Source organism: Kitasatospora sp. NPDC101447, from assembly GCF_044767225.1.
GTDB lineage: Bacteria > Actinomycetota > Actinomycetes > Streptomycetales > Streptomycetaceae > Kitasatospora.
This window is the reverse complement of sequence record NZ_JBIWNL010000004.1, coordinates 321,265-334,115: the sequence shown is the minus strand read 5'-3', so window position 1 is coordinate 334,115 and position 12,851 is coordinate 321,265. Positions and strand designations below refer to the sequence as shown.

At 72.8% G+C, this 12,851-nt stretch carries 11 protein-coding genes; 8 read left to right on the top strand and 3 right to left on the bottom strand.

Features of this window, described 5'->3' with window-relative positions:
• Window positions 1-193 precede the first annotated feature (193 nt).
• Entirely contained in the window at window positions 194-1,819 is a 1,626-nt protein-coding gene (locus tag ACIRST_RS08545) for a M4 family metallopeptidase (RefSeq protein ID WP_402800855.1), read from the top strand.
• A 186-nt stretch (window positions 1,820-2,005) separates the two neighbouring features.
• Here ACIRST_RS08545 and ACIRST_RS08540 read toward each other — a convergent pair whose 3' ends face one another.
• The gene (locus ACIRST_RS08540) at window positions 2,006-2,317 is read right to left on the bottom strand and encodes a DUF3817 domain-containing protein (RefSeq protein WP_350520242.1); all 312 of its coding nucleotides are present in this window, start codon (window positions 2,315-2,317) and stop codon (window positions 2,006-2,008) included.
• Window positions 2,318-2,611: 294 nt separating this feature from the next.
• On the opposite strand from ACIRST_RS08540, the gene ACIRST_RS08535 reads away from it, so the two are divergent.
• From ACIRST_RS08535 to ACIRST_RS08515, 5 genes are all read left to right on the top strand, one after another.
• Window positions 2,612-3,409, top strand: coding sequence for a DUF2127 domain-containing protein (locus tag ACIRST_RS08535; RefSeq protein ID WP_350520243.1), 798 nt, complete (start codon window positions 2,612-2,614; stop codon window positions 3,407-3,409).
• Window positions 3,410-3,489: 80 nt separating this feature from the next.
• A complete protein-coding gene (locus ACIRST_RS08530; RefSeq protein WP_350520244.1) occupies window positions 3,490-4,128 on the top strand; it encodes an AIM24 family protein in 639 nt (212 codons plus the stop codon).
• Window positions 4,128-4,778 (top strand): AIM24 family protein, encoded by a 651-nt coding sequence (locus ACIRST_RS08525; protein WP_350520245.1) that lies wholly within the window; start codon window positions 4,128-4,130, stop codon window positions 4,776-4,778. The genes ACIRST_RS08530 and ACIRST_RS08525 overlap by 1 nt, the downstream gene beginning before the upstream one ends.
• Before the next feature lie 299 nt (window positions 4,779-5,077).
• Window positions 5,078-5,887: an AIM24 family protein gene (locus tag ACIRST_RS08520; RefSeq protein WP_350520348.1), complete on the top strand. Its 810-nt coding sequence runs from the start codon at window positions 5,078-5,080 to the stop codon at window positions 5,885-5,887.
• Between the two features lie 40 nt (window positions 5,888-5,927).
• On the top strand, window positions 5,928-6,443 hold the full coding sequence (locus ACIRST_RS08515) for a MarR family transcriptional regulator (protein ID WP_350520246.1): 516 nt from the start codon (window positions 5,928-5,930) through the stop codon (window positions 6,441-6,443).
• 302 nt (window positions 6,444-6,745) lie between these two features.
• Here the strand turns inward: ACIRST_RS08515 and meaB are convergent, their stop codons facing one another.
• A complete protein-coding gene (meaB, locus tag ACIRST_RS08510) occupies window positions 6,746-7,702 on the bottom strand; it encodes a methylmalonyl Co-A mutase-associated GTPase MeaB (protein ID WP_350522897.1) in 957 nt (318 codons plus the stop codon).
• Between the two features lie 89 nt (window positions 7,703-7,791).
• The gene (locus tag ACIRST_RS08505; protein WP_350522898.1) at window positions 7,792-8,985 is read right to left on the bottom strand and encodes an acetyl-CoA C-acetyltransferase; all 1,194 of its coding nucleotides are present in this window, start codon (window positions 8,983-8,985) and stop codon (window positions 7,792-7,794) included.
• A 245-nt stretch (window positions 8,986-9,230) separates the two neighbouring features.
• On the opposite strand from ACIRST_RS08505, the gene mce reads away from it, so the two are divergent.
• Entirely contained in the window at window positions 9,231-9,671 is a 441-nt protein-coding gene (gene mce, locus ACIRST_RS08500) for a methylmalonyl-CoA epimerase (protein WP_350522899.1), read from the top strand.
• A gap of 510 nt (window positions 9,672-10,181) precedes the next feature.
• Window positions 10,182-12,851, top strand: a 2,670-nt coding sequence (locus ACIRST_RS08495) for a hypothetical protein (RefSeq protein WP_402800851.1), incomplete at its 3' end; no start/stop codon positions are given.

The following is a 12,851-nucleotide window of genomic DNA, read 5'->3' as shown; positions in this document are numbered from 1 at the left end:
TTCCGGCCCGAAATTGTCATGCTTCTGACCACGTCCCGTCCGACCTCCGCCACCCCCACCCATCGGCGGAGCGTCAGGAACCGCACGGGAACGGCACGTCCGCGCCCTACCGCCCCAACGGTGCCAACCCCGGCGCCCCGGTACGCGGCGCACCCGCACGCACCCGCGGGTCTCGTGGAAGGAACCCCCGTCCATGAAGCGAAAGCTGACCGTCGGAGCCGTACTCTCCGCCACCGCCCTGCTGGCCGGCGTCGTCCAGATCGCCGCCGTCCCCGCCCAGGCCGCCGCCCCCGCGCCGGAACAGCAGCAGTCCGCGCTGCTCGCGTTCGCCGCCGGGCAGAGCGCCCCGGTCGCGCAGGCCCTCGCCCTCGGCGGCCAGGAGAAGCTGGTCCCCAAGGACGTCGTGGTGGACCGGGACGGCACCCGCCACCTCCGGTACGAGCGGACCTACGCCGGCCTGCCGGTGCTCGGCGGCGACCTGGTCGTCCACCAGAAGGCCGACGGCTCGGTGGGCTCGGTCGACCGCGCCTTCGCCGGCCGGCTGTCCGTGCCCACCCTGACCCCGGCCGTCGCCGCGGGCCAGGCGGCCGAGCGGGCCACCGCGGCGGTGCGCGCCACGGTCGGCATCGCCGCCGACGCGGACGAGGCGGCGCTCACCAAGGTCGACGGCGCCGGCGCGACCGAGTTGGTCGTCTGGGCGGCCGACGGCGCCCCGCGCCTGGCCCACCGCACGGTGGTCACGGGCGAGCGGGCGGACGGCACCCCGAGCCGCCAGGACGTCGTCACCGACGCCGCCACCGGCCAGGTGCTCTCCAGCCAGGAGCACGTGCAGACCGCGACCGGCACCGGCAAGGGCGTCAACGTCGGCACCGTCACGCTGACCACCACCCAGAGCGGCTCGAACTACCAGCTCAAGGACGCCTCCCGGGGCAACCAGTCGACGACCGACCTCAAGGGCGGCACCTCGGGCAGCGGCACGCTGTTCAGCAAGACCACCAACTCCTGGGGCAACGGCACGCCGTCCAACCGTGAATCCGCCGCGGTGGACGCCCAGTTCGGCGCCGCGGCCACCTGGGACTACTACAAGAACACCTTCGGCCGCAGCGGCATCAAGAACAACGGCGTCGGCGCGGCGAGCCGGGTCCACTACAGCACCAACTACGTCAACGCGTTCTGGGACGACTCCTGCTTCTGCATGACCTACGGCGACGGCTCCGGCAACACCCACCCGCTGACCGCCATCGACGTCTCCGGCCACGAGATGAGCCACGGCGTCACCTCGGCCACCGCCGGCCTGAACTACTCGGGCGAGTCCGGCGGCCTCAACGAGGCCACCTCGGACATCTTCGGCACCATGGTCGAGTGGTCCGCCAACCTGCCCGCCGACCCGCCGGACTACCTGATCGGCGAGAAGCTCAACATCAACGGCAACGGCACCCCGCTGCGCTACATGGACAAGCCCTCCAAGGACGGCGCGTCGGCCGACTACTGGTCGTCCACCGTCGGCAACAAGGACGTCCACTACTCCTCCGGCGTCGCCAACCACTTCTTCTTCCTGCTCGCCGAGGGCAGCGGCGCCAAGGTGATCAACGGGGTCAGCTACAACAGCCCGACCTCCAACGGCTCGACGGTGACCGGCATCGGCCGGACCAAGGCGGCGGCCATCTGGTACCGCGCGCTGACCGTCTACATGACCTCCACCACCAACTACAAGGCCGCCCGCACGGCGACCCTGAAGGCCGCCACCGACCTGTACGGCGCGACCAGCACCGAGTACAAGACGGTCGCGGCGGCCTGGAGCGCGGTGAACGTCAACTAGCCGTCCGCTCCGGCACGAGCCACCCCCGGTAAGAAACGGCGACAGGCTGCCGCGGCCCTTTGGGAGAGGAGGCCGTGGCAGCCTGTCGACCGTCCGCGCCGCGGATCGGTCCGGTGTCGAGCGGTGGCGGGACCCGAACGGGGGCGGGCCCCCCGGACGGTGGCGGGACCCGGGCGCCGGCGGGGATCAGGCGGTGGCGGGCTTCAGCTCGCCGCGCTCCTCCCGGCCGAGCATCCGCTCGGCGAGGAAGCCGCCGGTGGGCAGCACCGCGAGGACGAACAGCAGGACGCCGCGCTTGGCGTCCCACTTCTGCGTCTGCCAGGCCTGGATCCAGAAGACCACGTACAGGATGAACAGGACCCCGTGGACCATGCCCATCACCGGGACGGCGTCGAACGAGGTGGTCCGCTTCAGCACCGAGCAGATCAGCAGCAGGATGAACGAGACCCCTTCGGGGCCGGAGACCAGGCGCAGGCGGTGGACGGCGCTGCTGTTCACGTTGGGTACCTCAATACGGGGGTCGGAGGCGCGGGCGCGCTTGTGAAGCGACTCACAAGCCTTCCGGTCATTATCACCGAGCACACGTCCGACGCCCCTGCCGGGGGTGGGCTCCGTGCCCGATCTCACAGCACCCGCGCGCGGCGCCGCCGCCCCCGCGGTCCCGTCCCTGTCACAGCTGTGTGCCGGAACACGACCGAGCGCGACGGCCCGTCACCGGGAACCCCTATCCTGCTGCCCGCGCGCCCACCGATCCGGGCGCCAGAAGCATCACGCCACGGGGGTAGTCACCACATGTTCAAGCGCGACTGGGACCGCAGGACCTGCGCCAAGCGCGGCCACATCACCTACGCGCCCACCGAGCCCGAGCTGGCGTCCCGGCTGCACGCCGCCACCGCCCTCGGCGACGCCTGGCGCTGCCTGCGCTGCGGCGACTTCGCACTGGGCGCCCCGCACGGCTCCGGCCCCGCCGGGGACGCGCCGCTGGTGCCGCGCGGCAAGGCGCTGCGGGACCTCTTCATCCTGCGCTTCCTCGCCGTCGAGCGGGTGCTGCGCGGACTGCTGATCATCGTGGTCGCCTGGGCCGTGTGGAAGTTCTCCAACAGCCAGGACGCGGTGCACCGGATCTTCGACGAGAACCTGACGGTCTTCCGGCCCGTCACCGACCACTTCCACTGGGACCTCGAACACGCCCCGATCGTCGAGACGATCCGCAAGACCTTCGACTTCAAGAAGAGCACCCTGCTGATCGTCGCGGGCGCGCTGGTGGCCTACGCCCTGATCGAGATCGTCGAGGCGGTCGGCCTCTGGCTGAACAAGCGCTGGGCCGAGTACCTGACGGTGGTCGCCACCGCGGCCTTCCTGCCGTTGGAGGGCTACGAGCTGAGCCACCACGTGAGCGCGGTGAAGATCTGCACCCTGGTGCTCAACATCGCGGCGGTCCTCTGGATCATGCTCTCCAAGCGCCTGTTCGGACTGCGCGGCGGCGTGGTGGCCTTCGAGGCCGAGCGCCACTCGGCCTCGCTGCTGGAGGTCGAGCAGGCGGCCGGCGCGATCCCGCACCCCGGACACGGGGCGCACGCACGGAGCTGACCGGCGCATTTGTCGCAGCCCCGTACCAGTTGCGCCCCGCACTCTCCCCGCGCCACGGCCGCACCGGCTAGATTGCGGCCGTGGCACAGTTCAGACTCCAGGGATCGCGAGTGCTCGCCGTCGACATGGGCGGGGACGCCGTCAAGGCCCGACACGGCTCCATGGTCGCCTACACCGGGCAGATGACCTTCAAGAAGCTGACCGGCGGCGGGGACGGCCTACGCGGCATGGTCGCCCGCCGGCTGACCGGCGAGAAGATGACGGTCATGGAGGTGAAGGGCCAGGGCACCTGCTACTTCGCCGACAAGGCCGCCGAGATCAACCTGGTCCGGCTGAACGGCGAGACGCTCTACGTCGAGGCGGACAACCTGCTCTGCACGGAGTCCTCCCTGCACACCGGCACCAGCTTCACCGGCCTGAACGGCATGTCCTCCGGCAACGGCCTCTTCACCACCAAGGTGGAGGGGCACGGCTGGGCCGCCGTCACCTCCAACGGGCCCGCCCTCATCCTGCGGGTCGACAAGGGCATGCCGCTGCGCGTGGACCCGGGCGCGTACGTGGCGCACACCGGCAACCTGCACCGCAGCCTGAAGTCGGGTGCGGGCTGGACCACGGTCATCGGCGAGGGCGGCGGCGAGGCCGTCCAGGTCGAGTTCACCGGCGACGGCCTGGTGTACGTGCAGCCCTCCGAGAAGATCACCATCGGGGGTGACGTCTGATGGGCTTCACGAAGATCAACGGAAAGATGGTCGAGGCCCAGGTGGTGCCCGGCCAGCGGCTGTTCAGCCAGCGCGGCGCGATGCTCGCGTACAGCGGCGACGTCCGCTTCACGCCGAACATCACCGGCGGGCAGGGCGGCGTGATGTCGATGATCGGCCGCCGGGTGGCCAACGAGGACACCCCGCTGATGACCGTCGAGGGCCAGGGCCGGGTCATGTTCGGCCACGGCGGCCACCACGTCCACGTGATCGACCTGTTCGGCGACACCCTGTACGTCGAGGCGGACCGGCTGCTCGCCTTCGAGGGCACGCTGCGGCAGTCCACCATGTTCATGGGCTCGCAGGGCGGGGTGATGGGCATGGTCCGCGGCCAGGTCACCGGCCAGGGCCTGTTCACCACCAAGCTGGAGGGCAACGGCTCCGTCGCGGTGATGGCGCACGGCGGCGTCTTCGAGCTGCCGATCGTCCCCGGCCAGTCGGTGCACGTCGACCCGCAGGCGTACGTGGCGCACCGCGGCGACGTGCGCAACAAGCTGTCCACCGCGATCGGCTGGCGCGACATGATCGGCCGCGGCTCGGGCGAGGCGTTCCAGCTGGAGCTGTCCGGCCAGGGCACGGTGTACGTCCAGGCGAGCGAGGAGAAGCTCTGATGTCCTACCCGCCGCAGCCCCCGTACGGGTCGCCGCACGACCAGCCGACCCAGCCCGGCTTCGTCGTGCCGCCGCCCCCGCCGAACCACGGCCCGCAGCAGGGCTACCCGCAACAGGGCGGGTACCCGTCGCAGGGCGGCCACCCGCAACAGGGCGGGTACCCCCAGCAGGGCGGCTACCCGTCGCAGGGCGGGTACCAGACGCCTCCGCCCGGGCAGCCGCAGCAGTACGCCCAGCCGCCCGCGCCGCAGCCCCAACAGGCGTACGCCCAGGAGCAGTTCGGCGGCCCGATCGCCCCGCTGCCGACCGCCCAGGGCGGCACCGGCCCGGTGGTGCACGACGTGCACAGCCTGCCGGTCAACGACAACGTCAACCCGTACGCCTTCTCGGTTGAGCTGAACGGGTCCTACTTCCTGCAGAAGGGCAAGATGGTCGCCTACTACGGCGACATCACCTTCAAGGGCGTCGGCGCCGGGATGATCGACCGGATGCTCGGGCAGCACTTCAACTCACCGATGCACGCGGCGGACTGGGTGGTCGCCGAGGGCCGCGGCAAGCTGCTGCTGGCCGACCGGGCGTTCGACCTCAACTCGTACGACCTGGAGGACGGCAACCTGACCGTCCGCTCCGGCAACCTGCTCGCCTTCGATCCGACGCTGCGGCTCAAGCAGTCGATCATCCCGGGCTTCCTGACCCTGATCGGCACCGGCCGCTTCGTCGCCGCCTCCAACGGGCCGGTGCACTTCGTCGAACCGCCGCTCCGGGTGGACCCGCAGGCCCTGGTCGGCTGGGCGGACTGCCCGGCGCCGTGCCACCACTACGACCACGACTACATGCACGGGCTGATCGGCGGCATCCGGCGGCTGACCGGCATCGGGGGCGCCTCCGGCGAGGAGCACCAGTTCGAGTTCATCGGTGCCGGGCAGGTGCTGCTGCAGTCCAGCGAGAAGCTGATGGCCGAGCGGTCGGTCGGCCAGGTCGGCGCCGAGGCGGGCGTCCCGATGGGCGGGGTGCCGTCGCAGCCGGGTTCGGCCGGTCACGGCGGCGGCAATCCCAACCTGCCGGGGCTGGGTAACCTGGGCGAACTCGGCCGACGTTTCGGCCTGTAAACTCGTACAAGATTGAACTAAATCAGGTATGCTGGGTGCCATGGATACGCACACGATCGACACTGCGGACAACCCTCCGTCGCAGCCCGAGGAGGAGACTCCCTGGCTGACCGTCAGGGAGCAGCGGATGTGGCGCGCCCATCTGGAGGTCTCCAAGCTGCTGGAGTACCAGCTCAGCCGCGAGCTCCAGCCCCACAACCTGGCGATCAACGACTACGAGATCCTGGTCGTGCTCTCCGAGGCCCCGGACCGCCGGATGCGGATGACCGACCTCGCGACGGCCACCCTGCAGTCGAAGAGCCGGCTCTCCCACCAGATCACCCGGATGGAGAACGCCGGCCTGGTGCTCCGCCAGGAGTGCCCCGGTGACCGCCGCGGCCTCTACGCCCACCTCACCGAGCAGGGCTGGGAGACCATGCAGCGCGTCGCGCCGGACCACGTGCGCAGCGTCCGGGCGCACTTCATCGACCGCTTCACCCCGGAGCAGCTGGACGCCATGTTCGACGCCCTCGCGCCGATCGCCGACCACCTCCGCGGCCTCCGCGGCCGCGGCTAGGGCCCGTCTTCAAGTCCCCGTCGTCCGCCCGGAGGGCGGGCGGGGCGGCGTTGGGGTGCGTGCATCGCAAGGCGGAGGAGGGAGTCCATGCGGAGCATCGGCGACCGACGACAACGCGGCGAGGTGCGTGCCCCGGCGTCGCCCCGCAGGCGGGGGCTTGAAGACGGGCCCCGGGCGCGCTCGCACTCCCCCGCCCCGCCGCGACCACCCTCGCGGCGGGGCGGCCCGCGTTCCGGGGACCCCTCGGGACCTCCTGCGCAGGAAGTCGGCCACACCGACTTCCTGCGTAGGAGGACCGGCGGTCAGCTCGTGGTCAGGCCGGCGACGAGTTCGTCGGCGGCGCCGTACGGGTCCAGCTCGCCGGCGGCGACCCGCTCGGCCAGCGCCGCCAGGTGACGGTCCCCGCGGAGGTCGCCGATCCGGGCGCGCAGCTCGGCGAGCGCGATCGCCTCGATCTCCTCGGCGGCCCGGCGGCGGCGCCGCACCGCGAGCTCGCCGTGCTCCTCCAGCCAGGCGCGGTGCTTCTCCAGCGCCTCGACGACCTCGTCCACGCCCTCACCGCGGGCCGCGACGGTCTTCACGATCGGCGGGCGCCAGTCCCCCGCCTCGCGGGCCTCGCCGAGGCCCAGCATGTGGTTGAGCTCCCGGGCGGTGGCGTCGGCGCCGTCCCGGTCGGCCTTGTTGACCACGAAGACGTCACCGATCTCCAGGATCCCGGCCTTGGCGGCCTGGATGCCGTCGCCCATCCCGGGGGCCAGCAGCACCACGGTGGTGTCGGCCTGGGCGGCGATCTCGACCTCGGACTGGCCGACGCCGACGGTCTCGACCAGGATCACCTCGCAGCCGGCCGCGTCCAGTACTCGCAGCGCCTGGGGCGCCGTCCAGGAGAGCCCGCCGAGGTGGCCGCGGGTGGCCATCGAGCGGATGAACACCTCGGGGTCGGTGGCGTGGTCCTGCATCCGGACGCGGTCGCCCAGCAGTGCGCCGCCGGAGAACGGCGAGGACGGGTCGACGGCCAGGACCCCGACCCGCTTGCCGAGCCGCCGGTAGGCGGAGACCAGGGCCGAGGTGGAGGTGGACTTGCCGACCCCCGGCGAGCCGGTCAGGCCGACGGTGTAGGCCTGGCCGGTGTACGGCGCGAGCGCGGCCATCGCCTCCCGCAGCTGCGGCGCGGCGTTCTCGACCAGCGTGATCAGTCGGGCGACGGCCCGCGGCCGGCCCTCCCGGGCCTGCTCGACCAGCGTGGCGACATCGATCATCAGGGTCTCCTTGCGCGGATGTCGTCGTATGCCGAAGGGGCTGCGGACCGCTTGTGGCGGTCCGCAGCCCCGAAGATCAGATCAGCTGATCAGGCCTTCGGGACGCGCACGATGAGCGCGTCGCCCTGGCCACCACCGCCGCACAGCGCGGCCGCGCCCACCCCGCCGCCGCGGCGCTGCAGCTCCAGCGCCAGGGTCAGCACCACGCGGGCGCCGGACATGCCGATCGGGTGGCCGAGCGCGATCGCGCCGCCGTTGACGTTGACGATGTCCGAGGAGACGCCCAGGTCCTTCATCGACTGGTGGGCGACGGCCGCGAACGCCTCGTTGATCTCGATCAGGTCGAGGTCGGCGACCTCCAGGCCCTCCTTGGCCAGCGCGTGCTTGATCGCGTTGGACGGCTGCGACTGCAGCGAGTTGTCCGGGCCGGCCACGTTGCCGTGCGCGCCGATCTCGGCGATCCAGGTCAGGCCCAGCTCCTCGGCCTTGGCCTTGCTCATCACGACCACCGCGGCGGCGCCGTCGGAGATCTGCGAGGCGGTGCCGGCGGTGATCGTGCCGTCCTTGGTGAAGGCCGGGCGCAGCTTCGCCAGGCCCTCGACGGTGGTGTCCGCGCGGATGCCCTCGTCCTGGCTGAACAGCACCGGCTCGCCCTTGCGCTGCGGGATGGCGACCGGGACGATCTCGGCGTCGAAGACGCCGTCGGCCTGCGCCTTGGCGGCCCGCTGGTGCGAGGCGGCGGCGATCTCGTCCTGCACCTCGCGCGGGATGCCCAGGCGGGTGTTGTGCTTCTCGGTGGACTCGCCCATCGGGATGTTCTCGTAGGCGTCGGTGAGGCCGTCGTACGCCATGGCGTCCAGCATCTCGATCGCGCCGTACTTGAAGCCCTCGCGGGACTTCGGCAGCAGGTGCGGGGCGTTGGTCATCGACTCCTGGCCGCCGGCCACGACGATGTCGAACTCGCCGGCGCGGATCAGCTGGTCGGCCAGCGCGATGGCGTCCAGGCCGGAGAGGCAGACCTTGTTGATGGTCAGCGCCGGGACGTTCATCGGGATGCCGGCCTTGACGGCGGCCTGGCGGGCCGGGATCTGGCCGGCGCCGGCCTGCAGCACCTGGCCCATGATCACGTACTGGACCTGGTCACCCGTGATGCCGGACCGCTCCAGCGCGGCCTTGATGGCGACGCCGCCGAGGTCGGCACCGGAGAAACCCTTGAGGGAGCCGAGCAGGCGACCCATCGGGGTCCGAGCACCGGCAACGATCACAGAGGTGGTGTTGGTCATGGGACGGGCCCCTTCGCACGTCGTGGCCAGGTGAGGATGCGCTCAATGTACTGACCTGTTACCCGCCCGTCACCGGAGCGACGGTGTGATCGAGCGCACTGGCACCCTCCAGTCAACACCGTGCCGACGCGGTCCGGGTGAACCCCGCCGCGTGTGAGCAGGCTCGCACGTCCGGCACTGGCGTCGGTCGCGGGCCATGCGCTGCACTTGGTGCCACCCTTGTCCCCAACCACCCGGAGGTCGCCGTGCTGACCCGAATCGACCACATCGGCATCGCCTGCCGAGACCTCGACAAGACGGTCGAGTTCTACCGCGCCACCTACGGCTTCGAGGTCTTCCACTCCGAGGTCAACGAGGAGCAGGGCGTCCGCGAGGCCATGCTGCGGATCAACGGGACCGACGACGGCGGTGCCTCCTACCTCCAGCTGCTGGAGCCCACCCGGCCCGACTCCACCGTCGCCAAGTGGCTGGAGAAGAACGGCGAGGGCGTGCACCACATCGCGTTCGGCACCGCCGACGTGGACGGCGACGCCGAGGCCATCCGCGGCAAGGGCGTGCGGGTCCTCTACGACGAGCCGCGGATCGGCTCGATGGGCTCCCGGATCACCTTCCTGCACCCGAAGGACTGCGGCGGCGTGCTGACGGAGCTGGTGACGTCCGCCCGGAACGCCCACGACGAGCACTGATCGTCCGCCGGACCGGCCCCAGGGTGCCGCACGCTCCGGCGGCACCCGACGGTCCGTCGGCCATGACCCGTCAGTAACCTGGGCGGAACAGCCGGAAAACCCCCCTGCGGCCATTCCCCCGCCGTCCGCTCCCACTACAATGCCCAGGTGCGCGAAGACTCCGGGGGACGGAGGGGACGGGCACGGCCGAAGACAGGCCCGTCCGCCCGCCGGCGGCAGGCCGGTCGCAAGGGGAGTCCATTACGCGGGCACGGCTGCACAGTCGCAAGACGGATCTGTCACCATTCTCCACAAGGCAAGAGTTCGCCCAGGAGTCCACCCGGACGGGGGAACGCGGTACCCCCGCGCTTCCACGCCCCGGACTCCGACGACCGCGGCGGGCGGCCCCGGATTGGCGTGGGGTCGTCCACGTGCTGCGGATGCAAGGACCAGTCGGACCGGACCCCGGGAATCGGGAGCCCGGAACCGGCCGGGTCGAGGACGCGACCAGGAGATGGATGGGACCGCGGAGTGCGGGGCAACGACCGCTACGAGGCTGACGATCACCTCTCCCAGTTCGAGGCCGAGATGGGTCGGACTCGGAAGGAGCGGGACAAGGCAGTCGAGCATGCCGAGGACCTCGCCTACCAGGTGGAGGTGCTCCGGGCGAAACTGCACGAGTCCCGTCGCATGCTCGCCCAGCCGCGCGCCTTCGACGCCGTCTCCGGCCAGGCCGAGCAGATGCTCCGCACGGCCGAGATGCAGGCCCAGCAGATGCGTGCCGACGCCGAGCGCCAGCTGCGCGACTCCCAGGCCGCCACCCAGCGGATCATGGCCGAGGCCGCCGAGCGCACCGCCCGTCTGGAGGCCGAGCTCACCGCCCGCCGCCGCCAGCTGGAGGACGAGCTCGCCGAGCTGCGCCGGTCCGCCGAGCAGCACGTCAACGGCTGGGCCGAGCAGAGCAGGGCCGGCTCCGAGCAGGAGGCCCAGCGCCTCCTCCAGGAGGCCCGCGTCGAGGCCGAGCGGATGGTCACGGCCGCCCGCGCGGAGGCCGTCGCGCTCGCCGACCAGGCCCGCGCCCAGACCGCCGCCGACGTCGACGCCGCCCGCGGCGAGGCCCACGCCGCCGCCGAGGCCGCCCTCCAGCGGGCCCAGAGCGACGCCGAGCGTCTGCTGCGCGCCGCCTCCGAGCAGGCCCAGCAGGCCGGCGCCCAGGCCGCCGCCGACGTCGACGCCGCCCGCGGCGAGGCCCAGCAGCAGCTGGCCGCCGCCCACGCCGCCGCCGAGCACCAGCTCGCCGCCGCCAAGGCCGAGATCGACCAGCTCAAGGCGCAGGCCGCCGTCGAGCAGAGCCGGGCCGAACAGCAGCTGTCCGCCGCCAAGGCCGAGATAGACCGGCTGCGCGCCGAGGCCATCGCCGAGGCGGAGCGCACCCGACACGAGGCCGCCGCCCTGCGGGCCCAGGCCGAGCAGGCCGCCGAGCAGCTCCAGGCCGACGCCGAGGCCGCCGCCGTGCGCAAGGTCGCCGACGGCGAGGCCGCCAACGAACAGCGGTCGCAGACCGCCCGGGCCGAGGTCGCCCGGATGGTGGCCCAGGCCACCAAGGAAGCCGACGCGATCCGCGCCGAGGCCGAGCAGGTGCGGTCCGCGGCGTCCACCAAGCAGGCCCAGGCCGACGCCGCCAAGGCCGCCGCCGCCGAGGAGAGCGAGCGACTGCGGGCCACCGCCGAGTCGGTCGCCTCCGAGCTGCGCGCCGAGGCCGAGGCCGCGATCGCGGAGCTGCGGGCCCAGGCCGAGCGGGACGTCGCCGAGCTGCGGGCCCAGGCCCACGCCGAGGCGCAGCGACTGCGCAGCGAGGCCGAGGAGGAGGGCCGGGCGGCCGGCGCCAAGGACGCCACCGTCCACCTCGCCAAGGCCGCCAAGACCGCCGAGGAGGTGCTCGGCCGCGCCAACCAGGACGCCGAGACCGCCCGGAACGCGGCCTCCGCCGAGGCCGAACGGATCCGCACCGAGGCCGCCGCCGAGGCGCAGCGCCTGCGCGAGCAGGCCCAGGCCGCCGTGGAGCAGGCCCAGAACGCCGCACTGGACGACGCCGCCGCGATCCGCGAGCGGATCGAGCAGATGCAGGACGAGGCCGCCCGGCTGCGCGCCGAGGCCGAGGAGCTGCGCTCGCAGGCCGCCGCGGAGGCCGAGCGGGTCCGCGGCGAGGCCCGCCGTCAGGCGGTGCTGCAGATCGAGGAGTCGGCGAAGAACGCCGAGGAACTGCTCACCAAGGCCAAGGCCGACGCGGACGAGCTGCGCGCGGGCGCGGCCGGCGAGATCGAGCGGCTGCGCGAGCAGGCCCAGGAGCAGGCCGCCGAGACCCAGGGCCGGGCCGAGCAGACCCTGACCCGGGCCCGTACCGAGGCCGCCAAGATCACCGCCGCCGCCGAGCAGCAGGGCCAGGACGCGCTCTCCGCGGCCAAGGCCGCGGCCGCCGAGAACCGCGCCGCCGCCGAGCGCGAGACCGCCGAACTCCGGCGCGAGGCAACCGAGTTCGACCAGCGGGTCCGGGCCGAGGCGAACGCCGCCGCAGAGGCCGTGACCGCCGAGGCGCAGGCCGGGGCGAACGCCGTACGGGACGCCGCGGTCGCCGACGCCGAACGGGTGCGCACCGAGGCCGACACGGAGGCCGCCCGGGCCCGGGCCGAGGCCGAGGCCGCCGCCGACGCACTGCGCGAGGAGAGCCGCCGCGAGCGCGAGGACGCGGCCACCGGGCTGCGCCGCGAGCGCGAGGAGACCGCCGACCAGCTGGCCGCCGCCAAGGCCGCCCGCACCCAGGCCGAACAGGCCGCCGCCGAGCTCCGCGAGACCGCCGACGCCCACGCCGCCGAGGTGCGGGCCGAGGCCGAGCAGGCCGCCGGCGAACTGCGGGCCCTCGCCCAGCGCGAGACCACCCAGCAGCGCGAGACCGCCGAGGCCTACGCCGACCGCGTCCGCACCGAGGCCGAACAGCACGCCACCGACCTCACCGAACGCACCGCCACCGAGACCGCCCAGGTCCGCGCCGCCGCCGACACCTACGCCACCGAACAGCGCGAGACCGCGGACACCTACGCCACCGGCGTGCGGGCCGAGGCCGAGCAGGCCGCCGGCGAACTGCGGGCCCTCGCCCAGCGCGAGACCACCCAGCAGCGCGAGACCGCCGAGGCCTACGCCGAC